16 protein-coding genes are annotated in these 25,971 nt (G+C 44.6%); 5 read left to right on the forward strand and 11 right to left on the reverse strand.

From position 1 onward, the window contains the following. Positions 1-11: 11 nt before the first annotated feature. From ACFO4O_RS12410 to ACFO4O_RS12420, 3 genes are all read right to left on the reverse strand, one after another. Entirely contained in the window at positions 12-971 is a 960-nt protein-coding gene (locus tag ACFO4O_RS12410) for a type I-F CRISPR-associated protein Cas7f/Csy3 (RefSeq protein ID WP_382408989.1), read from the reverse strand. A gap of 128 nt (positions 972-1,099) precedes the next feature. Next, positions 1,100-1,960 carry a type I-F CRISPR-associated protein Csy2 gene (locus tag ACFO4O_RS12415; protein WP_382408991.1) on the reverse strand — a complete coding sequence of 287 codons (861 nt, stop codon included), beginning with the start codon at positions 1,958-1,960 and terminating at the stop codon, positions 1,100-1,102. Next, complete coding sequence (locus tag ACFO4O_RS12420; RefSeq protein WP_382408993.1) at positions 1,953-3,260, reverse strand: hypothetical protein; 1,308 nt, start codon at positions 3,258-3,260, stop codon at positions 1,953-1,955. Before ACFO4O_RS12420 ends, ACFO4O_RS12415 begins: the two co-directional genes overlap by 8 nt. Before the next feature lie 73 nt (positions 3,261-3,333). Between ACFO4O_RS12420 and ACFO4O_RS12425 the strand changes: the two genes are divergently transcribed. Then, positions 3,334-6,738, forward strand: coding sequence for a DEAD/DEAH box helicase (locus tag ACFO4O_RS12425; RefSeq protein WP_382408995.1), 3,405 nt, complete (start codon positions 3,334-3,336; stop codon positions 6,736-6,738). A 271-nt stretch (positions 6,739-7,009) separates the two neighbouring features. Here the strand turns inward: ACFO4O_RS12425 and ACFO4O_RS12430 are convergent, their stop codons facing one another. Genes ACFO4O_RS12430 through parC form a run of 3 tightly spaced genes read right to left on the reverse strand, consistent with a single transcriptional unit; the run spans position 7,010 to position 10,844 of the window. Then, a complete protein-coding gene (locus ACFO4O_RS12430; RefSeq protein ID WP_382408997.1) occupies positions 7,010-7,495 on the reverse strand; it encodes a YehS family protein in 486 nt (161 codons plus the stop codon). Positions 7,496-7,534: 39 nt separating this feature from the next. Further along, entirely contained in the window at positions 7,535-8,389 is an 855-nt protein-coding gene (locus ACFO4O_RS12435; RefSeq protein WP_382408999.1) for a putative RNA methyltransferase, read from the reverse strand. Positions 8,390-8,417: 28 nt separating this feature from the next. Continuing rightward, a complete protein-coding gene (gene parC, locus ACFO4O_RS12440; protein WP_382409001.1) occupies positions 8,418-10,844 on the reverse strand; it encodes a DNA topoisomerase IV subunit A in 2,427 nt (808 codons plus the stop codon). A gap of 127 nt (positions 10,845-10,971) precedes the next feature. On the opposite strand from parC, the gene ACFO4O_RS12445 reads away from it, so the two are divergent. Further along, positions 10,972-14,118 (forward strand): response regulator, encoded by a 3,147-nt coding sequence (locus ACFO4O_RS12445; RefSeq protein ID WP_382409003.1) that lies wholly within the window; start codon positions 10,972-10,974, stop codon positions 14,116-14,118. A gap of 23 nt (positions 14,119-14,141) precedes the next feature. Here the strand turns inward: ACFO4O_RS12445 and ACFO4O_RS12450 are convergent, their stop codons facing one another. From ACFO4O_RS12450 to ACFO4O_RS12460, 3 genes are all read right to left on the reverse strand, one after another. Continuing rightward, positions 14,142-14,879: a DUF2982 domain-containing protein gene (locus ACFO4O_RS12450; protein WP_382409005.1), complete on the reverse strand. Its 738-nt coding sequence runs from the start codon at positions 14,877-14,879 to the stop codon at positions 14,142-14,144. An 87-nt stretch (positions 14,880-14,966) separates the two neighbouring features. Next, the gene (locus ACFO4O_RS12455) at positions 14,967-18,104 is read right to left on the reverse strand and encodes an efflux RND transporter permease subunit (protein ID WP_382409007.1); all 3,138 of its coding nucleotides are present in this window, start codon (positions 18,102-18,104) and stop codon (positions 14,967-14,969) included. 1 nt (position 18,105) lies between these two features. Beyond that, entirely contained in the window at positions 18,106-19,302 is a 1,197-nt protein-coding gene (locus ACFO4O_RS12460) for an efflux RND transporter periplasmic adaptor subunit (RefSeq protein ID WP_382409009.1), read from the reverse strand. Between the two features lie 351 nt (positions 19,303-19,653). Between ACFO4O_RS12460 and ACFO4O_RS12465 the strand changes: the two genes are divergently transcribed. The 3 genes from ACFO4O_RS12465 to ACFO4O_RS12475 all read left to right on the forward strand — a co-directional run bounded on the left by ACFO4O_RS12465 (position 19,654) and on the right by ACFO4O_RS12475 (position 23,115). Beyond that, a complete protein-coding gene (locus ACFO4O_RS12465) occupies positions 19,654-20,673 on the forward strand; it encodes an aspartate carbamoyltransferase (protein ID WP_382409011.1) in 1,020 nt (339 codons plus the stop codon). Between the two features lie 90 nt (positions 20,674-20,763). Next, positions 20,764-22,050, forward strand: coding sequence for a glutamate-1-semialdehyde 2,1-aminomutase (gene hemL, locus ACFO4O_RS12470; RefSeq protein ID WP_382409013.1), 1,287 nt, complete (start codon positions 20,764-20,766; stop codon positions 22,048-22,050). A gap of 18 nt (positions 22,051-22,068) precedes the next feature. Then, complete coding sequence (locus ACFO4O_RS12475) at positions 22,069-23,115, forward strand: adenylate/guanylate cyclase domain-containing protein (protein WP_382409015.1); 1,047 nt, start codon at positions 22,069-22,071, stop codon at positions 23,113-23,115. Between the two features lie 18 nt (positions 23,116-23,133). Here the strand turns inward: ACFO4O_RS12475 and ACFO4O_RS12480 are convergent, their stop codons facing one another. Both ACFO4O_RS12480 and ggt read right to left on the reverse strand, forming a co-directional pair. Further along, on the reverse strand, positions 23,134-24,051 hold the full coding sequence (locus ACFO4O_RS12480) for a Dyp-type peroxidase (RefSeq protein WP_382409017.1): 918 nt from the start codon (positions 24,049-24,051) through the stop codon (positions 23,134-23,136). Between the two features lie 56 nt (positions 24,052-24,107). Beyond that, the gene (gene ggt / locus ACFO4O_RS12485; RefSeq protein WP_382409019.1) at positions 24,108-25,838 is read right to left on the reverse strand and encodes a gamma-glutamyltransferase; all 1,731 of its coding nucleotides are present in this window, start codon (positions 25,836-25,838) and stop codon (positions 24,108-24,110) included. Positions 25,839-25,971: the final 133 nt, after the last annotated feature.

Genomic DNA, 25,971 nt, shown 5'->3' on the forward strand with positions numbered 1-25,971 from the left:
CTAAACTCCTGTTATCCGTTTTTACCTTTTCCTGAATATACACCGCCTCTGATGATGCTTGCTGTTAAATAGCAATGTTCATGTTGGGTGAGTTCCTTTTCAGAAAGCATTTTTTCAAAATGAGAAAAAACGTTATTTGAACGACGGTTTAAGCGCCCAAATTTTTTATCGGGCCCAAATGGGTCTACGGGTATGGGATGTGAAGTGTTTTCTTCATACCAAGTGTCTATTGTTCTTAAGGCATTACCTACTTTCTGTGTATGCAAGCCTGCCTGCTCTTTTTGAACTCGAAACAAAATTTTGCCATCTTCGCCTTCTGCAAACTCCTCTGATGGGTAAACTTCTTGGCCTGCACCAACTTCAACAATGTATTCGTAAGTTAAGGTTAATAAGTCTTTTATATTGCCCTTTAGCGCTTTTGAAATTCTGTTTGCGAGCGATTGAGCATAATTCGGTAAATCATCATCAAAACTTAAATCATGATCAACATCGTGAGTAAATGTATCGCCATCGTAATTGACGATAAGTTTAATATTAATTGCTCGTGCGTTTCTAAATAATGGACTACCATTCAAAAACCTAACAACGGTTCTTTTAGCAATCTCATCAATTGAATCTTGAGCCGCTTGTGAAGCGTAATACGCTTTTGTTTTTTCGATGACTTCTGGGTTGTTGCTATTAATCGAGTCGATAGTATTTACGAACTTTAAGCCACCGCATACATGCAAAAACTCGTGTTCAATGGGTAAAAAACAGCCGTCTACTCGCTGTATATTTGAGTCTGGAGTTGTATCTGGCGTTAGTTTGGCAATTTCAGAATAAGACCCTTTGGTGCCCACGAGCGATCTTGGTTTCACGTCGAGCGCAATTTTGCTTTCAGGTGCGCCAGATTCAGAACTGAAAAAACATGCATGGGTAGGATCGATTCCACCCGTTATTGAAAATAACGAAGGTAATTTAATTGTAGCCATTCTCGTATTCCTTTATTTTAAGTCACCTGTGCGGTGAAAAAATTAGAGTTAATAAAAAATTATATATTTCTAAATCACTTATGCAGTGAGATTTAAAGCTATCCATGCTGCACAAATATTCCATAGTCTTATTGAGTCAATTCAATACAATTTTCATGTTCCTCCCAATACCAAAACAATTCTTTGGTATTTTCAGCTCTGAAATAAACAAACTCATTCAAATTAATAACAGGCTCAGCGAATACATGTGGATGGCCGTTTCGTGAACCGTCTTTTTCAGTTGGTGCTCCTATGAACTGATAGCCCTGAAGATTAAAGAACAACCACCCCTTGTGCTTTTTGTAATATCGAGCACTTCCTTCTGCTTCTTTATCAATGTAAGTAAATGAAAATTCTTGCATAGCTTGGTCTATACCAAGCTCACCGCTTAGCTCTTCAAATCGCTCATAAGCTTGTTTTAAGACCCAGCCTTTTTCCTTTGAAAGACCTTCTTCTAAGTTGCCTCTGCTATCAAAAGCCTCTACAACTGGACTAGAAGTAATTTTCCCACCTGCGAATCGTGCTTGTTGTAAGAACAGACGGAATGCTTCGATTACTCCTTCGAGACTATCAAGCTCGTCTGTGAGTTTTAGTTCAAACACCAAGCTTGCTTGGATATTGGCAGTTGTTTCATTTAGTTGAAGTTCCGAAGGAGATATACTTTTGTGAGCGCTACCACCTTGGCTCGCAAAAGCAGGGAATGCTTTTTTACCCAAGTTGGTCGAAAATGATTTTACAATAGCGAATGCTTTTGACTTTTGACTGTCATGCATTTCTTCAGTAAACCCAATATCAAGGCCATGTTTAGAGGCTGAATTATCTAACCAAAAGCGAAACGCATCTATCAACCCAATAACTGCGCTCGTGGGGAATGCGTTGGTCATGTAACTTGTAGACACATTGCATGAATCTACCGTGACGTCCTTTGCTACCAAAAATAAACTAGCCATGTGATATAACCTCATTTCGAATAGCAATATTCATTTCTTGTGTTAACAAGCTTTGCGCATCTACTTGTCGATAACTTTTTAGATTCGAGATGATGAGGTCAAAAAGTCTCTCGTGATATTCGGCTAAATTCATTTGCTCTTGCTTAGGGGATTTTTGCCATGCCACTAAGCACGCTACAAGGTCATTTTGAATATCCTGCTCAAAATGCGCCAGCGATGACAGTTGTGATTTCGCGAAACGTACAAGCTGTCTTGCTATTTTGCTGCGTAGGGAATTAACGACTTTGTTTATACCTTCTTTCGTTTGCAAATCTACGCACGTTGTTATTTGCTGCTTCAATCCTCTTAAATCCATGAGTCCTTTTGTAGCAAATAAATACTCCATTCGTTGATTAAGCGAAGATTTGTTTGGGAAGGACATATTAAAACTTGTCAAGGAGCCTCCCTCTAGAAGAGCCGTATATGAGATATTCCCTGGCTTCGTGCCGCCTAAGTTTTTACTCGTTAAATGTGCACGCTTTTGCTTTACATATTTCAGGCGATTTAAGCGCGGCAGGACATTGTGATTAAACACGGGGGATAGAGAAATATAGCCGCCATTGTAAGGAATATTGATTTGTTTTGATAAGCCGTCTACATATGTAATTTCACTTGGCTTGGTGAAGTATTTACTTAGGTCTTGGCAGTACTCTTTCCCAAACAACTTGATGAAGGAATCACTTATATACCTACTTAACTCACTCTTTTCTTTTAAATGCAAAAATAGTGAGACGTCATTTATGAACAGGTTAAAGTGTCGATATTTTTTTGAATTTGAGCCATCTACTGCACTGAACGTTTTAGTTTGCAAACCTAGCGTAGAACTTGAAATGCCTTTTAGGCTAGATTCGATAGGTTCAGCCAAAAAGCTACTATCGCCAGTGTTAATAAAACCGCGATTTGAAAAATTTGAAGGTATTGCAAAATTGTTTGGGAAGCTTTTCCCGTTGTAACTAGCAAAACTCAGTAAGACAGCGCTTTCTTCTAACACCAATTCCGGTTTCTCTAGTGCATCTACACAGGAAAGGTGCAACCAAAAATTAAGGTCTTGCTGAACACTTGAACTTCTCACGTCAACAGCAACACCGTTTCGATAGAGTGTCTTAACATAATCGTCAATTTTTGACTCACCGGTTTCAACAAGGCTTGAGTTCTTTGCTAAAGCTTTTTCGAGAGCATCACTTTTCTTTTTTAAAAGCGTGTCGTTCATTCGCAGATGCTCAAGAAATTTAGTCCTAGGAATATTTATTTGTATCTGCATTTTTTCTTCCTATATTATTTTATATTAATATCGAGCTATAATAAAAAAATGTCAAGCGTGGATTTCGACCTTTATGAATGTGATCATCATTAATGAAAGTGCTAAAAAAGCGAAAAAACTAGCCAGCCGAGTTTTAGCTAACTATTTGCCTAACATCGGACGTAATGTTTTTAGTGGTGCTATCACAAGTGAAGCTCTCAATATCTTGCAAGCAAAGCTTAACGACGTATCGTCTAAAAATACTTGTATAGCTTGTTTTAAGGTATCTACTCGCCAAAGGCTCGAGTTGGTTTGGATTGTTGGTAGCAAGTTATATCATGATGAAGAGGGAAATTTTGCATTTAAATATACCCATCAACTAAGACCCAAAGAGCCAATGACAGATCACATAAAGTTAATCAGACAGTTTTTTATCACTCAAACCGAACTTGCTGCTTTGTTGCACGATTTAGGTAAAAACTTCATTCACTTTCAAGAAAAAATCAAACGAGCTGTTGACGGTAAAGCGGGTCCTATCGCAGACCCAGTCAGACATGAATATTTGTCATACCAAATCAGCAAAAGCATATTTAATCTTGCTGATGTAAGTTCAGCAACGATAGCAGAAGGGGAGATTCTGGAGTACTTAAGCAATTTGCGCATAAAACTAGCAGAAATTAAAGACAATAGCGCAAGCATTGATCTATTACATATGCATTTATATACAGCTGAAATCCCTGAGCTCTGGCATAAAAAAACGCTGCATGTATTTAGCCCTTCGCTCTACCTCATCTTAAGCCATCATAAAATGCCATTTAAAAAGCGGTCACTCAAAGACACTTACCAAAACCAGAGCGACCTTGAATCTGAGGACTACGGCAGCTTATATCAACTTTTTTCTAAACAAGAATATATTCTGCAAAATAAAGGAATTTTAGAAAAGCTAGACGCTTTGATTGAGAGAATACAAGGGTATTTCGAAGAGAGTGAAAAGCTTGACTCAAAGCCTTTGCAGAACCTATTGGCTTCACCAAATCTGTTTATGATGTTAAGTCACTTCATATGTCGCCCATCATTAGTGTTAGCGGATCAACACTTTTCAAAACAAGTGGTAAATGAGCCCGACATTAGTATTTATCGGAATCCGGTTGCAAATACTTATCGGGTTAAAGAATCAACAAATGCCTTTAATCAATCATTAGTTTCGCATTTACAAGGTGTCGCCAAACTTAGCCGAACAACAGCTCGGTTTTTATTTCATTCCAGTTTTCAGAATGATTTTTCAAGTTTGCCTTTCATTGAAACATCTCCCAAAAAGCTCGTAAAAAAAGTACCGGCGAGGCTAGCAAAATTTCAGTGGCAAAACTCTGCTCAGCAGGCCGTGCTTGAAAAAATCGATTACATTGAAAAAGGCGGCTTTCTTGGCTTTGTTGTTGCTAAAACCGGCGCAGGTAAAACGGTAGCAAATTTAAAAATCATGAGTCAGGCTAATAATCATCGCAACTTCCGCATAAGTTATCTTCTTGGAATGCGCTCATTAACCCTTCAGACATTCGATGAATATAAAGCAATGTTCAACTTTGACGATAGTGCGATGCTTGGAATAATTGGAAGTGCACTTACCAAACAAATTCACGAAAAAAATAAAACTAATGAGTTACAGAATGTCCCTAAAGGCGATGAGTTGAATGATCACGCTAATGATGATTTAAGTAATGCTGAAGCTTTAGAGCTTGAAGAGTCTGAAACAGAACTGTCTCATAAACTTGCTAACATCGACAACAAAATTCCAGATTTTTTGAAATCCGAAGGCAGGTTCAAAAAAACTCAAGACATCATAAGCTCGCCAATCTTAATCAGCACTATTGATTATCTTATTAGTGGCATGAACTCACCTAAAAGCACGGCCTCAAAGTATCTTATTCGCCTAATGAGTAGCGACATCATATTGGATGAAATAGACAATTATTCTGAAATTCAGTTACTGTCCATCGTTAGAATGATAACCGTCAGCGCGATGTTTGGAAACAAAGTACTAATAAGTTCGGCAACGCTATCGCCGGAGCATGTATCATTGATTAAAAAGGCGTATCAATACGGCTATGAGCAGTATTTGAAAATAAAAGGTCTGAGCCCTCAAAATAACAAGGTATTTATCGGTTTATTTACTCACTTTGAACAACTAAACCGAGTTGAAGCATCAGACACTTGTGATATAGATGCATTTTTCGCGGACTTTTCGCGAGACACTAAAAACGCTGAGCAAAAACATTACATCGCGCAGCTTTGCTTACCAAGCGATCATATAGCGGGTGCATATCAATGTATTTTGGATAAAGCACTTGAACTCGCAGATGTGCACAGCACCAAAATATTGTGCGCAGACGGCGAAGCAATAGAGTTCAGTACTGGGCTGATCAAACTATGCAACGTTAAACACATAATTCCGATGGCATTGGCGTTATTAAATAATGAACTAACAATCACTAAAAATGAGGATACCTTAATTAAATTTGCTTGCTACCACTCCAAACATTTTGATGCGCATAAATCTTATCAAGAATTTGTATTTTCGCAGTTATTAAAGCGCAAAGATGACAAGGATTTGGTCAATACCGAGACTTGGAAAACGATAGAGAAGCAAGCAAAAGCCAAAGGCGCCAAAAAGATAGTGTTTATTTTGCTCGCCTCGCCAATTGTAGATACTGGAAGAGACTTTGATTTTGATTTTGCCATTTCAGAGTTTAGGGACCATCGCGGCTTAGTTCAAACATGCGGTCGTGTGTTAAGGCATAGAGCGATAAGGGATGTTAAACATCGTCAACTAGGGGCTTTTAACCCAAATATATGGATGTTAGATAGAAGTCTACGATCTTACGAGCCAAACTCAAACATGCCGCCTTACTCCGGCCCAGGATTTCAAAACAGTATTGAATATAGTGGCGGCTCAATAAAACAAACAACGTTATCATTGGCTGATGAATATAAAGACGCAAGTGCGTTAGAGTTAAGTGAGTTTGAGTCGGGTAAAGCTGTTAATGCCAGCATATTTATGGATACTTCTCACAGTTCCGAAGCTCGTCGTTTAGAGTTAGAGAAAATTGCGTGTATTAGCCGAAATGAAGACTTAAAACCTGAAAAATTATTTGCCCCCCAAAATGTGATATCTTCTGAGTTTGCGGACGGTTTAAGCTTTCGAGATTCCTTAAAGAGGGAAGATACTTGTCTTTTTTCCTTGCACGAAGATGAGATAAAGCAGGTAAATATAAAACCTAAAAGCGGTGAATACAGCTACTTAACTGATGAAGCTAGTTTACTGAAATTCGATTTTACCCCTTTTAAAAATAAAGATTTATTGCTAGTTCAAAAATCGCTAATCGATGTTATGCGTCACTATAAGCTAGACGATGGTCGACTCCAAAAATTGAATGTTCCCCACCAAAGCAATAAAGTAGGGATAAACCGACTTATTTTTCATGAGTATTTGGGTTGTATGTAGCGAACATATCTAATATTTGAACAAGTTAAATAAGGTTAACAGTCAATATTATCGGCCAAAAGGCAACCACATTATCTCTACTCGAAACAGACGACCATTATTAAGCACTCTTGACTAATCAAGGAGATTACTGCCTGCGCAGTAATGACGGAAGTAATTTGCAATTGAATGTATTTGATAATTCTTGTGATAAGTTCAGGTAATACGTTTTGATGCTAAATTTTGTTATAAATTTTGGTGATAAGTTCTGGTGATAAATTTTGGGAAAAGACTAGGCCTTTTTATGCACATCGGGTCGATGGGTTTTTACCATTCCTTGCAAAAAGTTTCGCAGTAGTTGGTCTTGGCATACCCGATAGCTCCTATGGTCAGGCTTTCTGAATAAGGCGGTGAGTTCGCTTTTACCTGCAGGAAAGCCGCCGTTTCGGAGTATTTTAAGCATATCGTCTTGCTGATAACTCATGGCAATCTTAATCTTGCGCAAAATATCGTTATTGCTTAAGCGTTGTGAGCCTTTCAAAACCTGTGGCTCGCGCCCTTCCTGCTTTCCGCGTTTTTGAATAATAAGGCCATCTAAAAACAGCGACAAGGTTTTGTCTCGACAGGGCAAAAAGCCTTCTTCATCTTCTTTTTTCATCATGCTGCTTAAATAGCTTTCTTCTAACTCATAACCGGCCAGCTTAAAAATGCTAATGGTGGCTTTGTTATCTAGTGAAAGGGCAAAGCGCAGTCGGCGCAACACGTCATTTAATAGCATAAAAAGGTCTTTTGAAGTGGTAAATGTGGCTACTATACATCAAAGTGCCCGACATATCTTGAGCGAAAAGTCTGCGCTGCATTGCCTCAACTGTTCACTTAAGCGTAATTTATTGTCTTCAGATATTCGCCAGTAATAAGGCGTCATTTTAAGCAGATTAAGACGACTCTGTGCATCGCCGAGCATAAAAGAAAAGCTAAGGGTATGCGAAGCTTCAATAACAAAATGCTCCGGCGCTTCGGCGTTTGACTCGTGCACTTGCACATCCTTATACACAAATGCTTTGAGTTCGTGTAAATGCTGAGGGGCGGGCTCCACGCATATCCAAAGCGCATTAGGTTTAAGCACCCTTGCAAGCTCCTGTGAACTCGATGGTGCAAACACTTGAAGTGCGATGTCTACTGAGTCGTCTGGCAGCGGAATGTCAAAGCTACTTCCCACACAATAGTGATTGCCGGGGTGAGCACGTGCGGCTTTTTGTATCGCAGGTTTTGCAATATCCAAGCCTGCAACGTCCATATTTATCGATTGCTTGTTAACGAGCGCTTGAATGTATGAGGAGTAATAACCCTCAGAACAACCAAGGTCCAATAATAAGGGTACTTGTTGGTCGGCGGTCTTCTCATAAGACGCAGCTTCTAAATGCGACAGCACCAAACGTGCGAGCTCATCGGCCAACGGCGCATAGGCGCCACTGGCTAAAAAAGCCTGTCGCGCTACAACCATCTCTTTACTATCACCAGGAGCCTTGCTTTTTTTATGCTGTGCCAACAGCAAATTCACATACCCTTCTTTGGCAATATCAAACGCATGATGGCCGTCGCATTTTAGCGTCCTCCCAGATAATGTTAGCAACTGCTTACATACCGGACATATCCAATTGAAATAGCTCATTAGATACTAAAACGCTTTTAATAAGGACTTAATTATCGTCATTGCCGGCATTTTTATCGGCAATATCGCTGTCTACATCAAATTTTGGACCGCTTTTCGATGCATCTTGTGCCACATTTTCAGAATCACTATTTTTAATGACCTCTTGCGGTAAGCTAGCGCTTACATCAGCAGCATTATCAACACTTGCCGGCTCTGGTGCCTTGCTAACAACTTCAACCTCATCGACTCTCTGCAATCCACGCGGAAGTTTATTACCTCGCCGGCCACGTTCTCCGTGATAGTGCTGCAAATCGGCTTGCGACAATGTCATGATGCGCTTGCCAGCCACCACTTTCACACTCGCACCTTCCGGCACCACGGCTAAATGCGTGAGGTATTCTTCGCGCGTTTTCGCTTTTGCAGACGGAATATTCATAAGCTTATTGCCCTTGCCTTTTCCTAAAACGGGTAAGTCTTTTAATGGGAATAAGAGCATTCTGCCTTGATTCGAAATACACAAACACCAGTCGGTCTCTAGATTGATAAGACGTTGCGGACACAGAATTTTAGCGCCCACTGGTAGCGATACGAAGGCTTTGCCGGCTTTGTTTTTAGTCAACATGTCTTCAAAATGTCCAACAAAGCCATAACCGGCATCAGAGCCCACTAGGTAGGCTTGCTTCTCGTTGGCCATAATCACATATTCGGCGCGCTCGCCGCCGACAATGCTAAATCGACCGGTAAGTGGCTCACCTTGGCTTCTTGCGGAGGGTAAGGCATGCGCATCGCACGAGAAGGTGCGCCCTGATGAGTCTAAAAACACCGCCGGTTGGTTACTTCTTCCCTTGGCGCTGTGCAAATAGGTATCGCCCGATTTATAACTTAAACTTGCGCCATCAATATCGTGGCCTTTAGCGCACCTCGCCCAGCCTTTTTCAGACAAGACAACAGTTACCGCTTCTGATGGAACGAGCTCTTTTTCAGTTAAGGCTTTGGCTTCTGAACGCTGAATAATTGGAGAGCGTCTGTCGTCACCGTAAATCTCGGCGGCTTCCAATATTTCTTTTTTCATCAATGTTTTTAAACGTCGGTCTGAGCCTAACAATAGCTCTAAAGAATCACGCTCTTTGCTGAGCTCTTCTTGCTCACCGGTTATTTTAACTTCTTCAAGCTTGGCCAAATGACGTAGTTTAAGCTCTAAAATGGCTTCGGCCTGGGTATCAGAAATTCCGAAGCGTTCCATCAATACAGGCTTAGGTTTATCTTCGTTTCTAATAATCGCGATGACTTCATCGATATTTAAAAAGGCAATCAATAAGCCTTCTAAAATATGTAAGCGCGCCAATACTTTATCTAGGCGATACTGTAAGCGGCGAGTAACGGTTTCTTTTCTGAAGGTGAGCCATTCGCTCAAAATGGTTTTTAAATCTTTTACCTGTGGGCGACCGTCTAAACCAATCATATTGATGTTGACGCGATATGATTTTTCTAAATCGGTTGTCGCAAACAAATGCTGCATTACCTGCTCAATGTCTACTCTATTTGAGCGCGGCGTGACCACCAAGCGCGTTGGGTTTTCATGATCAGACTCATCGCGTAAGTCACTTACAAACGGCAACTTTTTAGCCTGCATCTGCCCAGCAATTTGCTCTAGAATTTTTGCACCAGACGCTTGATGCGGCAAAGCAGTGATCACCACCTCACCGTTGTCCTCATGATAGACCGCTCGCATTTTGATACTGCCGCGTCCGGTTTCATAGATTTTTTGGATATCAGTGCGAGGGGTAATAATTTCGGCGTCGGTGGGATAATCAGGCCCCTGAACGTGGGCCAATAAATCTGACAGTTCGGCTTTGTTATTGTCGAGCAGTTCAGCGCATGCATGCGCTAGCTCTCTTGCATTGTGCGGCGGAATGTCAGTTGCCATACCCACTGCAATACCGGTGACCCCATTAAGCAAAATATGCGGCAAACGCGCCGGCAGTACTTTAGGCTCTTGCAGGGTGCCGTCAAAATTGGGCGACCAATCAGTAGTGCCTTGCCCTAGCTCGGTCAGCAAGACTTCTGAAAATTTAGATAAACGCGCCTCGGTATAACGCATCGCGGCGAAAGACTTTGGATCATCGGGTGCGCCCCAGTTACCTTGCCCATCTACCAGCGGATAACGGTACGAAAATGGCTGCGCCATTAACACCATCGCTTCATAACATGCTGAATCGCCATGGGGGTGAAATTTACCCAGTACATCACCCACCGTGCGCGCAGACTTTTTGTATTTTGCGTTGTTACTCAGGCCCAAGTCAGACATGGCGTAGATGATGCGGCGCTGAACTGGCTTTAAGCCGTCACCAATGTGGGGGAGCGCTCGGTCCATAATGACGTACATCGAGTAATTGAGATAGGCGTCTTCGGTAAAGCGTCCGAGTGACAGCTGCTCGATGCCGTCACTGTTTATTATTATGTCATTGTTCATAAGTTAACGGTCATATATCAAAAGTCATAGGGTAAAAAGTGTTTGAACAAGCCATGTATACTTATTCAACAGGAATCTTTATATTAGGCTCATGGTATCGCATTTTTCATAAAAGCATAACTTCTCATTGAATAAACTCATGTCGAATGTCGCGTTTTGTATGTTTCTCTGTTTGAGCCTGCTTGTGCTGCATGTTCCGCAGGCGCTCGCCGACAATAAAATTGTGCTTACGCAGACCGAAGATGCCGAATTAGTCACGCCTAAATTTGCGGTGTATTGGCAAGATGGAGAACCGTTGAGCTTCGACAGTTTTCGCGCCAATAAAGACACGATGCCGTACCAGTTTTCACAACAGTCTAACTTTGGATTTGTCCGCGACGGACTTTGGTTTCATGCTCGCGTGACCAATCAGACCGAGCTGAATGACTGGGTCCTATCAGTCAGATTCGCGCAGTTACAAGATGCACAACTTTATTTGATGTATCGCGGTGATGTGATTTACCAAGGCACCGACGGCATCAAAAATAAAACCTCCCGCTATGCAAATCCCACGTTCGAGTTTTCGCTGCCCAAAGATGAAACCATCGACATTTTTCTCTATGCCTCCTCATCGAGCATGTCACTGCTTGCGCCTATCTATATTCAGCCAGAGGCCGTGCACGATTTAACCAATCAAATTGACTTTTTATTGTGGGGAGGATTTTACGGCGCAATCCTGATCTTGGCTATGTATGCCATCACCTTTTCGTTTAATTATCCGAGTATTAACAATCTCTTGTTTTTCAGTCATATTGCCATTGTGCTTTTATGGCAACTGAACTGGAGTGGGCACAGCCATTTGCTTGGTGGCCAGTTTTCTGCACTATTTAACATTTTAAAGCCCGAAGAACTGCTCATATTGCTGGGCATTTCGAGCTCTGCCTTTACGCTCAATTTACTGCCAAAAACACTCTATTCCAAACAGCTCAGACTCAGTTTAATCATGTTTGTGGGCATTGCCGCGCTTGGACTGCTACTTTTACAAGTGCCCTCTTTATCCATTGAATGGCGCTTTATTGTGACGTATTCAGTTGGGTTTAGCGGTTTGGGCATCAACTTTTTAAGCGCCTTACAGGCTTTTAAACATCAATATGTGCCCGCCAGACCTATTATGATTGGTTGGGCCATAATGTCGCTTGGTGCAATCCTCAGCACCCTTTATATTTTTGGATATTTATCAACTAACACCTTTAACGCCCAACTATTTCAACTGGCGCTTAACATTCAGGCCGGCGCTTTTTTACTGGCAATTGTGAGTCGTACTCAAAGCGAACTTGAAACAGAGCTCGTCCAAGCAAGAGCAGATGCTGAAAACAACTTCATTTTAGTTGAAGAACAAAACGTACACCTCGAAATGGCCCGACGTGATGCGGTGAAGGCGAGTGAAGTAAAATCGCAGTTCCTTGCCAATATGTCTCACGAAATCCGAACTCCTCTTAACGCCATTATTGGCTTTAGCAAGGAGCTCGAGTCGAAGGTAAACGTGGCTGAGCGCGAAGAGCATATTAAAATTGTAAATTCAGCAGCATCCGACCTCTTAACCTTAGTTAACGACATTCTGGACTTCTCAAAAATGGAGGCCGGGCACCTAAGTCTTAACGCCAAACCGTTTCGCCCTAAAGACTTGTTTGAAGATATTGCTGCGACGATGTCAAAAACTGCGCATCTCAAACAGCTAGAATTTATTTACGACGTAGACGACATGCCCAAGTATTTGATCGGGGATGTGTTTAGGCTTAAACAACTGCTTACCAATCTAATCAGTAATGCATTGAAGTTTACAAATTACGGGCACGTTGCACTCAGAGCAAAAGTACTCTCGTTAACCAGTGTGGAATGCCTGCTCTCTATTAAGATTGAAGACTCAGGCATAGGCATTAGCGAAAACGATGTAAACAGTATTTTCACCGCATTTCATCAGCTCGATGACGAACTCAATCGCTCTTATCAAGGCACCGGACTTGGGCTAGTTATTTGTCAGGAGCTTGTATACTTAATGCATGGCGAGCTCACAGTGCAGTCAGCCCCATCTCAGGGCAGCACATTTGAAGCGCAAATTCCGTTTAAAGTGCAGCCTCTCACCTCAAACAAAAATGAAGTATTGCCGTTCATGGGCCGCAAAGCCTTTGTATTCGATAAATGGGAGGCCTCACGGCGCACGCTGGCAAGTCAGCTTAAGTTGAGCGGATTTGAGGTCAGTAGTTTTGAATCTTTACCGATATTACGTGAGCATCTAGTTGAAGACGCTTATTTATTTGTGACCTTAGCTCTGAAAGACGCCGCACAGCGTCATCTGATATTTGACCAACTCAAAGACTTTGCGCCAGCCAATACGGTACTGCTGTTCTCCGGCCCTTCGCCCCCTAACCCACTGATGAGCATTCTGCCGGTATCAACCAAAGTAGTTCGCCTACCGCTGACCGCTCGTAAAATTGCTGCACTCGAATCCACGGTGCAGCTTGCTAAACCGTCGGTGAATGAGCGTCAGATCATGCAATTGCCCAGCGTGAGGATGCTTGCAGTAGACGATATGGAGCTCAATTTACGGCTGCTTGAGACTTGGCTTAAAAAATCGCCAATCACCCTCGACTTAGCCTACGACGGCGCCAGCGCAATTAAAAAGTGTGAGCAAGTTGAATACGACCTCATATTGATGGACATTCAAATGCCCTCTATGGACGGTATTGAAACCACTAAACATATTCGCAAAACCACACGCAATATGGGCACGCCTATCATCGCAGTAACCGCCCACGCGTTAGAGGCAGAAAAACAGCACTTTTTTGAATCGGGCTTAGAAGACTTTTTGTCAAAGCCTATACAGCTCGACAACCTCATCGAACTCATTAATGAATGGTGCGACATGCCCGAGCAGAGTGTCGACAAGCTACCAGAGAGCATTGATTGGGAACTCGCTATGTTTCGTTCAAATCAAAACCCCGAGGTGGCAATGTCATTTATGGATGATTTTATTACTCACCTCAGCGAACATAAAAAAGACATTGCTCATTATGGCGATCATCATCAAATCGAAAACGTATTAGCGAGTATTCACAAACTACATGGCGCTTGCTGTTACACCGGAGTACCGCGTTTACAGGCAATGTGTTTTGAGATTGAAGCGGCGCTTAAAAAAGACCCCCATTACCATTACGAAGACAAGATTGAAGAGCTAGTCGCAGAAATGAGCTTGTTGGAAAGCGATTGGTCAAGGCGTCGCCAGCGTTTCGTGTAAGCGGCATTCATCGGCCAGAGCATTTAGTCTTGTATGGGAGCGGCGCTGTTGTGCGTATCGTCTGCCCGCACGGCAGATGCCTTTACACTGTCATGGCACTGACGAATCAAGGCTACAAATTCGTGGGCACTGCGGTCTAGCTCATTAACAGATATAAACACGTCATAACCGAGTCCGCTTTGTAATTTTCGCATGCGGTTGGCAAACATCGCCGTCACGCCTTTTATCAGCTCGCCACTTCGCATTTTGTATTTTGCGTCTTCAATTAGGTCATCCCCATAGCAACGACCTGATTCGCAATTAGACAGTTCAATTTGAGCAACTAATGGGCGCTGCTCCATTAGCAGATGCGTAATAAGGCGCGGCGAAATATTGGCCAGCATGGCCTCGGGGTCTTTCAGCCTAAAACCCACCATCTCTAAATCGATGTGCTCTAGGCCTTTGTGCACACGTGGTACGTCAACACGCTGCAGATTGTCCCACTCAATGCGCCATTTACCTAAACGATGGTGATACACAAGATGTTGTTTGGTGATTTCGAGGCTGTATTTGGGCTCGCGGATTTTAAAGAACCCCATAGTAAGGGCGATGATACCGGCGGCGATAACTAAAATACCTGCTAAAAAGAATAGCTCAGGCAATAAGGTAATGGTGAGATTCCCAATCATCAGCGCAACACCGCCGACAATAAGGGTGGTTATGCCGTTATGAGATGAGACTCCTCGAATATAGATTGTGTCGCTTGTTTCATTGCCAGACATAAAGGTATAGCACCATCATCAAAATTGCCCATATGATGATATACCGTGTTTGTCGGCAAAAAGCACAATCGGTATCCCACCACGCGGCTAATTTTTTAAGGCTTTGCGCATAAAGGCTCTGCGTTTTTCGCGAAGACGACATAGAGCGGCCACCAAAGTTGGGGTGAATATGAGCGATAGTATAACAGAAAAGCCGACGCCGCCTGCAATGACTACGGCCAGAGGAGGCCAAAAGCTTCCATCGGAGAACAGCAACAAAGGAATTAATCCGCCCACTGTTGTAAAGGTGGTCGATAGAATGTGCCGAGAGCAGCTCATGGTCTCATCTACAATTGCACCTATGTCGCCAAGCATGGCCTTTTCATTTGCAGCAATAGAAGCGATGACTACAATGGAGCCATTAATTGCTACGCCGATAAGCCCAGCACTGCCCAGAAGCGGGTTAAAGCCAATGGGTAATCCCGACAACCATAAACTTAAAAAACCCAAACCAACGGACAAGATGGCCACCGTAGCAATAACGCCGGCAAAGCGCACACTTGAAAAGCTCAATATCAACGAGGTGATCATCAATACCAATAACACCGGCGCATAGGTTGCCAGTTGCCCTAGGGCCTGTTGCTGTTCATCGGCGTCTCCAGCCATTTTAATTCGATAGCCCTCAGGCAGTGTTAGGCCCTTATTTTCAAGCGCCTCTCTTAGCGCATTGCTCGCGGTCACTGCCGGCACTCCGGGTAGCAAGTATGCCTGCACTTTGTTCACTCGCTCGCCGTTTTCTCGGGTAATAGAGCTGATACTAGGCTCAAGTTCAAAGCGGCCAAGACTGGCTACGCCAAGTGGTCCGGTTTGTCGGATGTTTTGATTAATTAACGGAAGTGCTTCAAGGGCGCTCAAACTGCTGCGCTGCGCATTGTCGATGCGTACTCGTACCGGCATTTCTTCTGTGCCCTCCAGTACAGAGCCTCCCGTTGCGCCAGACAGCGCAGTTTGCAGCTGCGCCGCGATTTCGTTAAGTGAAAGCTGAGCCAAATAAGTTTGGTTTTCTGACACCTGATAGCGCAGTTGCGCTTCGTTCATTTTTACCGACGCGGTAGATTGGGTCAGCCCCTCAATATTTGTCATGGCGAGCCGCACTTTCTGGCCTAGCTGGTCGAGCACCTCTAAATCAGGTCCATAAATATCCACTTCAATAGGTGATGCAATGGGCGGACCTTGTCCAAACTTGCGCACCACAATTTTTGCTTCGGGAAACCGGTCTTGTATCTCAAAATGCAGACGAGAGACTAAATTTTCGGCTGCCGCAACGCTTTGCATAGTAAACACTGCATTGGCAAACTCTGAACTATTATCTCGCGTCATCACTTGGTTGTAATACACCGACGGTGTAGACGCACCGATTAACCATGTGAGCTGTTCAATACTGTCTTTCTCACGCAAATATTCGTCAATCTCAAGGGTGAGCGCGTATGTTTGGTCAATCGAGCTTCCGCTGGGCAAAAACACGTACATTTCAAACTGGTCTCTATCAGCGCTAGGGAAAAACACGTTATCTAAAGTGGTCGACAGCACAAAACCGCTCAAACAAAATACGACAATGACCGGCAAAACCAATATTGGCTTAACGATAAATTTGGTCAACAAGGCCGAGAAAGCGCCAGAAATAGAGGGAGCTTGAAAGCCGCGTAAAAACCAAGGATGCTCAACACTATTGTCGCGTGGTAAATAACGCGCGGCCAGCGCTGCAATCACGGTAAGAGAAATTGCCAACGAACCCACTAAAGCCATTACCACACTGATGGCAATGCCCCCAATAAAATCACCGATATTGCCGTTCAACAAAAATACCGGCATAAAACCTAAAATGGTGGTCAATGTTGAGGCAAGTAGCGGCGCAAACAAATGTTTAATACTTTTTTGCAGCACCGCTAAGCGGCTCATGCTGGTGTTTTGAAGGTTTAAGCGTATTTCGTCGGTAATAACAATGGCGTTATCGATTAAAAGGCCAATGGCGATGATAATGCCGAATATCGACATTTGATGAATCTGCTGATTGAAAAAACTCAAGCTAAAAATAGCAAATGCGGCACAAAGCGGCAGCGCTAGTCCTACAATCCAAGCAGCTTTTGCGCCCATAAAAAAGAGCACCACAAACATCACTACCACCGAGCCAAGTAAGAGATTATTGCTCAGTTCAGAAAGTCGCTGCTCTGTGTATTTGTTTTGCTCAAAAATAATATCGGCCCGAACGCTTCCGGCAAACTCATTATTAAACTGCTGCGCCTTGCTAACAATCGATTCGGTCCATTGATCAACACGGACAGTGGTCTGCATGCGCAAGGCAACAAATATGGTTCGCTCGCCGTTTAGCAACGCGATATTTTGCGCGGGTTGGCGCTCAGTACGTTTGATATGGGCGATATCGTCTAATCTGAGAAAGTCGCCGTTATCAGTCACAATAGGCGTATTTGCTACGATAGACACCGACTCAAGCGGCTCTGCTACCTGCACTCGTATGTCGCGCTGAGCGTTGTATAAAACACCTGCGGGCAGTTTCGCATCGGCAGAGCGAATGCGTTCGCTTACCTGCTGCAGACTCATGCCTGTAAGCGCCAACTGCTGAGCATCTAAAGTAACCGTGATTTCTTCTTGTGGCTCGCCGTACACTCGCACTAATTCAGTGCCGGGCACATTACGCAAGCGGTCGGCGAGTTCTTGCGCCATTCTGCCGGTGAGAGTCAGTTCGGTGTTGTCTGCGATTTCTGGCGATACCGCAAAAATAAGTGTAAATGCCGTTGCGCCCCGCTTATCTTCTAAAACCGGCGGCATAGCACCCTCAGGAAAGCGCACCGACGCATCGTTAATAGCATCGCGTATTTTTGAAAATATTTGCTGATTATTACTATTGTCAACGCTGTCTTGTAGCTCAACAGAAATCGACGAGAACCCAGCCTTTGAGGTAGATTTAAGTTCTTTTACTTCAAACAGTTGCCTGAGCTCGTCCTCGAGCACGTCGGTCACTAGCGCTTCAACGCGCTCTGCCGATGCACCGGGGTAACTGGTTAGAACAATGACGTTGCGTAGGTCGATCCGCGGGTCTTCAAGGCGAGGTAAATTCTGCACGGCGGATAAACCTGCCACCAGAATGATAATGATACTAAGGGCAAGCAAGTGGCCCTTACGGAAAAATGCGGTGTACCATGGCGGACGTTCGGTAATATTAGCCATACTAGCGAGCTTCTTGTACTTGGGTTTTAGCGTTATCAGGCGCGATTGTGCGCACCTGCAAAACTTTTTGACCCGGCGTAAATCGATGCGTACCGTTTACCACCACCTTATCGCCATCTTGTATAGCCCCTGAAATGTACGCCCGCTCAGCGTCGAGATGCTCAACAGATACCGTGCGGGGTGCAAGGGTGCTGTCTTCAGACTGATATACAAGCACCGTCCATAAACCGCGCACGCCATTTGCAAGTGCACTCAAAGGCACCCATGCGCCGGTTTTATCTACCTCTAGGTCTACCGAAATACTGACTAAATCTCCACTTACCAAGGCTAAGAGCTGGTCAGGAGATAAACTTGCTTGATCTATTGTAAATACCGCGTCAACCGTGCGCGTGGCTAGGGTGCGCAGCTTAGCAATAGACTTTACCGTCGCCATAAACTGCGTGTCTCCCAACGAAAGTGGATAACGCTCCCCAATTTGCAAACCAAACGCGGTGTTTTCAGGTAAACCAAAGCGCGCTTCAAGCGTGTTGGCTGAAATCATTGAAAAAACAGCCTGCCCCGGCCCAAGCACCGTGCCTTCATCAGCAAGCTGTGCAAACACCTGCCCGTCAAACGGTGCCAACAACTGAGACTTTTGTTTTTCAACCTGCACACTGGCCAAGCGAGCCTCTACTTCGGCCACTAAAGCATTGGCCGCATCTAGCGCTGCTTTCGCCTCATCTAAACGCTGTTGAGGTTCGAGTTTAGCGTTTACCAAATCGCGCACTCGATTTAACGACAGTGTTGCAAGCGTAGCGTCAGCTTGTGCCCTTTTTAATGCGGCATCTACTTCATTTGCGCTCGCCTCGAGCCTCGCTAAATCAAGTGAGGCTAATAACTCGCCTTTTGCAACGCTTTGCCCTTCAGTTACGTATAATGACTGCAATACGCCAGCAAGCTCAAAGCCTAGGTTCGATTGTTTGGCCGACTCTACCTGACCATACACAACACGCTGACGGCTAAAACGAGACTGCATGGTGATTTCTTGAACCTCTACCGCAGCATTTTGCACCACTAGCATTTCATCGGCGGTATAGGCCTGTGAGCTGTCACTCCCTGAAAGCAGCATCAGTAAAGCTAGTAAGGCAAAACATAGCGCAGCGAGTGCAATTAATAAACGTTTAGGTCGGCGCAAAATTGCATCCGTGAAGTTACTCATATCGTTTCCTTTGCGCTACTTGTTTACGCATATTAGTCGTGTAGCTCGTCTCGCATATTGGCCATGCAAATTAGCCATGCAGATTAGCCACGCTGTTTTGCCCAAGCAGACCTTAAAACTATTGTCTGATATCTCATTTCGATAATGCTAGAATATAAATACTAGACTGTCTAGTCTAGTATTGTTAAATTTTCGTAAGGCGCGTTTAAGCAGCTGTTCTAATAATTCGAGGGGCGTGCTGATTATTGAACATTTAAGATCAAAAAACAGTGTGTTTGTGAGCTCGAATATTCGCATCTAAACCATAAAATTTGCTACACTGCGAGCACTTTCACTTTATCCCATATCTTTATGTCAGGCTTTACTGGACAACATATTTTAAGCGTTAATCAATTTGACCGCAGCGCGGTTGAACAGGTATTCAAAGTGGCCGATATGATGCTGCCTTATGCCAAACGTGAGAAGCGCACGCAGGTGCTCGACGGTGCTATTTTGGGCAATTTATTTTTTGAGGCCAGTACGCGAACACGTGTAAGCTTTGGAACGGCTTTTAATCTGCTTGGCGGTGAAGTCAGAGAAACAACCGGCATGAGCAGTTCAGCGCTGGCAAAAGGTGAATCACTGTATGACACCGCCAGAGTGCTTAGCGGATACAGCGATATTATTGCCATGCGCCACCCGGTTTCAGGCTCGGTAGCAGAGTTTGCCCATGGTAGCCGAGTACCGGTGATCAACGGTGGTGACGGCGCCAACGAACACCCCACCCAAGCACTGCTCGACCTTTATACCATTGCCAAAGAGCGCGCCTCACAAGGCGCTGGCATCGATCATTTACATATCGCGATGATTGGTGACTTAAAGTTTGGGCGCACGGTGCATTCCCTCGCTAAAATGTTGAGCCTGTTTAACAAGGTTAAATTCACGCTCATTTCACCAAGTGAGCTGTGCATGCCGTCGAGCGTGTGCGACACAATAGTGAATGCAGGCCACGAACTGATTATTACCGAACAGCTCGAAGGCATAGTTGAGGCAGACATTTGTTATCAAACGCGGATACAAGAGGAACGTTTTCCGTCGCAAGATGAGGCCAATAAATACCGCGGTAAATTTCGCTTGAACCAACAGATTTACACGCAGCATTTTAAATCACAGACGGTCATTATGCATCCCCTCCCACGTGACTCACGTGCTGAGGCGAATGAGCTCGACAACGATTTAAACATGCATCCTAATCTCGCCATTTTTAGACAAACTGACAATGGCGTATTGGTGAGGATGGCGCTGTTTGCACTCACTTTAGGAGTTGCCGATAAAGTCAGCGACTTTGACCGACCCGTGCATTGGTTCAGCAACAAACCTTTAGGCAAATAATTCGTAAAGACTAATAGTTAGAAAATATAGCAACGAGCGCCCTTCGCCATTGCAATAGCACTCACAAGCAACGAGAGTAAAATACAATCTATGACAAAATCTGAAATATTGTTCGAACGCGCACAAAAAACCATTCCCGGCGGCGTTAATTCTCCGGTAAGAGCATTTAAAGCGGTTGGCGGCACGCCCCGCTTTATTCAGCGTACCGATGGACCATATATGTGGGACGTTGACGGTAATCGTTACATAGATTACATCCAGTCTTGGGGACCGATGGTTTTAGGCCATAACAACCCAGTTATTCGTCAAGCGGTGATTGACGCATCTGAGTTTGGCCTAAGCTATGGCGCACCAACCGAAGCTGAAGTAGAAATGGCGGAGTTGGTATCGTCTATCGTGCCGTCTATGGAAATGGTGCGCATGGTAAACTCCGGTACCGAGGCCACTATGAGCGCCATCCGCCTTGCACGCGGATACACCAGCAAAAACAAAATTTTAAAATTTGAAGGTTGTTACCACGGTCACGCCGACTCACTGCTTGTTAAAGCCGGCAGCGGCGCGTTAACTTTGGGCGTTCCGAGCTCTCCCGGTGTGCCCGACGATTTTGCAAAACATACTCTTACCGTTGAATTTAACAATATCGAGTCGGTTCAAGCTGCCTTTGACGAGCACGGTGACGATATCGCGTGCATCATTGTAGAACCTGTTGCAGGAAATATGAACTGTATCCCGCCGGTAGACGGGTTCTTGGAAGGCTTGCGAGCGATTTGTGATTCGTATCACAGCGTATTGATATTCGATGAAGTAATGACCGGATTTAGAGTATCTCGCGGCGGTGCACAAGAGCGTTTTGGTGTAATACCTGATTTAACCTGTTTGGGCAAAGTGATTGGCGGCGGCATGCCCGTTGGCGCATTCGGCGGTAAAAAGCATATCTTGACCCACATCGCGCCCACCGGACCGATTTATCAAGCCGGCACGCTCTCAGGTAACCCAGTTGCCATGGCAGCAGGCCTAGCGGCTATTAAACAAATCGCAGCAGACGGTTTTTACGACTCTATTTTCGAGAATACGCGCAATCTTGCAGAAGGCATGCGAGACCTAGCGCACAAACATGGTGTTCCGCTCAGTATCAACGTGGCCGGAAGTATGTTCGGCATTTTCTTCACCGATGTGGAAAAGGTCACTAATTACCAGCAGGCCATTAACTGCAACACAAAGCAGTTTAATCAGTTTTATCATGCCATGCTCGAAAACGGGGTATATTTAGCCCCTGCCTCCTACGAGGCAGGTTTCGTTTCAAAAGCCCACACTGCACAAATTGTTGCTGATACTTTGGCGGCGGCCGATAAAGCATTTGCATCAATAGATAAATAAACTGGGAAGGCGCGATTAGTGCTAGAAGTATTGCTAGGCCTCGTTGTTGTATATGCCGTGATCATTACGCTTGTGTATATTCGCACGTGGAATAATGCTCAAAGCGCCGAATTAACCCAAAAAGCCGCATTTAAAAAACGCCAAGCCATGATGGACGCAACCATTGAGGCAAAAGCAGACGAGGCGATGCGGCTGCATCAGACCTTTCAAAAATTTGTTCCGCGCCAGTTTGTTGAGCACTTCGCAAAAACCGGCGGCACAAGTCTTGAGCTAGGCCGAGCAGACGAAGACCGTGTCGCCATTTTATTTTGCGATATTCGCGGTTTCACTTCACTGTCTGAAAAGATGTCGCCACAAGAGCTGATGTACTTTCTGAATTCCTATTTTTTGCGCATGAATGCGCCCATCCACCAAAACAATGGCTTTATTGACAAGTTTATTGGCGATGCCATTATGGCCTTATTCGACCGCCCCCAGGGCGATGATGCCGACAAAGCCTACGATGCAGTGCGCGCAGCGCTGGAAATTCAAGTAGCGTTAACGCTTTACAATAACCATCGTGCGAGCAGCCAATATGCGCCTGTGAAAAACGGTATTGGTCTGCATTTTGGGCCGGTTGTTCTCGGCACTGTGGGCAGTGATGACCGCATGGACACCACCGTTATTGGCGACACGGTAAACGTCGCTCAGCGTATTGAAAGTCTGTGTCGTTATTTTAATTCAGACATTTTAGCAAGCCACAGCGCCATCTTGCTGGCCTCAAGCAAAACCGAGTTTGAGTACCGACTGCTCGACAATATCGTTTTGAAAGGTAAGTCGGTGGCTACCCCAGTAGTTGAGGTAGTATCGCACCTGCCTGAAGCGGTCAAAGAGCAAAAGCTGCTGGCTGGCGAAGCCATTAAAGACGGCATTAAACTGCGTGAAGACGGTTATCTAAAGACCGCTCTGAGCCACTTTGAGTCTTGCTTAAGTAGTTTTCCTAACGACAGCGCGATAAAGCATCACCTGCGAATATGTAAGCGCGCTGTTAATAATAAAGAATGGGACGGCATGGTTCGCCTTTAAATCAAATTAGCGCTTTGTTTAATCTTCAGCATGAGAGCGAATAAAGGCAATTGAAGGGGCAAAGAACGACGCACCTGTCTCCGCGTTTGAATAGTCTAGCAAACGGTCATAGTGTCCATTCTGATCGCCGTATATTCTGCTGTGTAGCAAGTTTTTAAAGGCATTAGGATGGCTTGCACAGCTCACAAAATACAGGCCTTGCACGCTCATATTGCCATAGGGCATGCTTTGATTGAGCAAAATAGGAAACTGACCATTCGCACCGGTAATTTTTGTGCGAAAGGCATGAGAAGACAGCCCAGAATCAACCACGGGCAAATTATGCTCTTTGGTTTTACCCATTATATCTTCTTGGCGCTTTTCAGACAGTGCCTGCCATCGCGTCATATCATGACGATAGCGCTGCACATGAATATAGCTGCCGCCGATAAAATCAGCATCTTCTTGTCCGACTGTCGCAATCTCAAACTTTTTCATGCCGCGAGGGTTATCGTCGGTAATCACAAATCCGGTCAGGTCTCGCCCGTCTAGGTATCTAAATGCCCGTATTTGTTCTACCAGTTCGGTATGTAAACGCAATATTTCCATAACGCGAATGCCCACCGCATGGCAAATATCGAGGCGGTCGGCGCGTATTTGCACAAACAAATCGCAGGGGATCACCGGCGCACATCTATCTTCTGACTGCATATCAGGAAACGGTGCCAGCGCATTTGGCATAGCCCCAGGATAGAGCTCTGCCCAAAAATTACTGCCCACGCCAATAACGCCCGACACCATCGCCTCGTAATGCTCGTCGTCGAAATGGTCAAACATATCTAAGCATGCTGCAAGCTTGCTGCGCACAGCCGACATGTCGTCGTCTACTACGTTAAACAGCAAGTACTGGGCATGTAAATTGGGCTCGGCGCAGATACCTTTTTGTGGTTGCGTCATAGTGATTAAACAAACTTCCTAATGTTGAGCAAATCTTTGGGCTGTATCGCAAAGGCTCAGTAGCCTGCGGCCTGACCGTCTTTTCGCGATTCTGAGGCTCCATAGTATACCTGATTTTTTGCGTCAAAGAGAATGGCCTGATATCCGCCATACGCGCCGTTTACATCTTGTATGGTATGACCCATTTTCATCAGCTCACGCCGCGTTTTATATGAAAATCCCGATTCCAAACTCACATAACCGCCGTCGGTCATAATGTCACCTTCGGGGGTGCTCGAGCCTGAGTGAAGAATCCGCGGGGCATCTCCGGCTTCTTGTAAGTTCATGCCAAAGTCAATCATGTTCACAATAATCTGCGCATGCATTTGCGGTTGCGTTCCCCCGCCCATCACGCCGAAGCTCATAAGAGGCTCGTTATTGCGGGTGACAAATGCAGGAATAATGGTATGAAACGGACGTTTACCCGGCGCGTATTGATTAAAATGGCCCTCTTTGAGTGCAAACATCTCGCCTCTATTTTGTAACACAAAGCCAAGGTCGGTGGGGATCATGCCCGATCCCATCCCTCTATAGTTACTTTGAATAAGCGAAATCATGTTACCAAACTTATCGGCCACCGTTAGGTAGATGGTATCTCCTTCATGTTTGCCAGCATCAACACGCTTTGCTGCAGTAGTAGGTGAAATGAGCGCTTGGCGCTGTTTTGCATATTCTTTTGAAATAAGCTTTTGGGTGGGGATTTTATTGAAGTTCGGGTCAGCATAAAATTTCGCTCTGTCTTCAAAAGCGAGTTTTTTGGCTTCCACAAATGTGTGCACAAACTCAGCCGAATCACGACCCATTCCTTCAATGTCGTATAGCTCCAGCACGTTTAAAATTTGCAGCGCAGCAATCCCCTGCCCATTTGGCGGAAGCTCCCATACATCGTATCCGCGATAATTGGCTGAGACAGGCTCAATCCATTCTGAATAATGCGCGGCCATATCTTCGTAGCTTAAAAATCCGCCCTGCTCCTGCATAAATGCACCAATCACGCGGGCAATATCGCCTTTATAAAAAGCATCACGCCCTCCTGTGGCAATTTTTTCATAGGTGTTGGCCAACGCCGGATTGCGGAATATCTCGCCCTTTTTGGGTGTTTTTCCATTAATGGTAAACGTCTCTGTAAAACCTGGGTATTGTCCAATACGCTTTTGGTTAAGCTCAAAATAATAAGCAATGAGTTCACTTACCGGAAACCCATTTTTTGCATATTCAATAGATGGCGCTAATAGCTCCTGCATAGGTTTAGTGCCAAAACGCTCCGACAGCATAAACCAACCGTCAACTGCTCCCGGCACCGAAACGGGCAGCGGACCAAACTTTGGAATTTTACTCAAGCCCTTGTCGATAAAATGCGACATTTCTAAGCTTTGCGGTGAGCGCCCAGATGCATTAAGTCCATAGAGCTTTTTGGTTTCTGCATCCCATACAATAGCAAACAAATCGCCGCCAATGCCGCAACCGGTTGGTTCAACTAAGCCCAACATGGCGTTTGCCGCAATAGCGGCATCTATCGCATTTCCGCCCGATTTGAGCACATCTAATGCAACTTGAGTGGCCAGCGGCTGACTGGTAGCTGCCATGCCGTTTTGCGCTATGACCTCAGAGCGGGTGGCAAAAGGCTCGCCGGTAATGCGATCATAAGACAAACTTGCTGCACTGAATGTTAACAACGCGCTAGCAATAACAAGCGGTTTAACAAAGTAATGCCGAAAACAAGGAGCAAAAGTAGATACTAAAAGCATGGGTGACTCGCTATATAAGGTTTGTTGCACTAGGCGGTTTTATATTCATCATTGAGTGTAACCTCAAGGGCTCAACAAAAGAAAGTATTCACGTGAAGATTGACTGTACACAGCGTCTGGTGTGTGTTCAACT

The organism is Glaciecola siphonariae, from assembly GCF_042652645.1.
Lineage (GTDB): Bacteria > Pseudomonadota > Gammaproteobacteria > Enterobacterales > Alteromonadaceae > Glaciecola > Glaciecola siphonariae.

Bases quoted from the DNA above. Each gene is read 5' to 3' on its own strand.
- ACFO4O_RS12410 (WP_382408989.1), bottom strand. From the start codon at position 971: ATGGCTACAATTAAATTACCTTCGTTATTTTCAATAACGGGTGGAATC.
- ACFO4O_RS12415 (WP_382408991.1), bottom strand. From the start codon at position 1,960: ATGGCTAGTTTATTTTTGGTAGCAAAGGACGTCACGGTAGATTCATGC.
- ACFO4O_RS12420 (WP_382408993.1), bottom strand. From the start codon at position 3,260: ATGCAGATACAAATAAATATTCCTAGGACTAAATTTCTTGAGCATCTG.
- ACFO4O_RS12425 (WP_382408995.1), top strand. From the start codon at position 3,334: ATGAATGTGATCATCATTAATGAAAGTGCTAAAAAAGCGAAAAAACTA.
- ACFO4O_RS12430 (WP_382408997.1), bottom strand. From the start codon at position 7,495: ATGCTATTAAATGACGTGTTGCGCCGACTGCGCTTTGCCCTTTCACTA.
- ACFO4O_RS12435 (WP_382408999.1), bottom strand. From the start codon at position 8,389: ATGAGCTATTTCAATTGGATATGTCCGGTATGTAAGCAGTTGCTAACA.
- parC (WP_382409001.1), bottom strand. From the start codon at position 10,844: ATGAACAATGACATAATAATAAACAGTGACGGCATCGAGCAGCTGTCA.
- ACFO4O_RS12450 (WP_382409005.1), bottom strand. From the start codon at position 14,879: ATGTCTGGCAATGAAACAAGCGACACAATCTATATTCGAGGAGTCTCA.
- ACFO4O_RS12455 (WP_382409007.1), bottom strand. From the start codon at position 18,104: ATGGCTAATATTACCGAACGTCCGCCATGGTACACCGCATTTTTCCGT.
- ACFO4O_RS12460 (WP_382409009.1), bottom strand. From the start codon at position 19,302: ATGAGTAACTTCACGGATGCAATTTTGCGCCGACCTAAACGTTTATTA.
- ACFO4O_RS12465 (WP_382409011.1), top strand. From the start codon at position 19,654: ATGTCAGGCTTTACTGGACAACATATTTTAAGCGTTAATCAATTTGAC.
- hemL (WP_382409013.1), top strand. From the start codon at position 20,764: ATGACAAAATCTGAAATATTGTTCGAACGCGCACAAAAAACCATTCCC.
- ACFO4O_RS12480 (WP_382409017.1), bottom strand. From the start codon at position 24,051: ATGACGCAACCACAAAAAGGTATCTGCGCCGAGCCCAATTTACATGCC.
- ggt (WP_382409019.1), bottom strand. From the start codon at position 25,838: ATGCTTTTAGTATCTACTTTTGCTCCTTGTTTTCGGCATTACTTTGTT.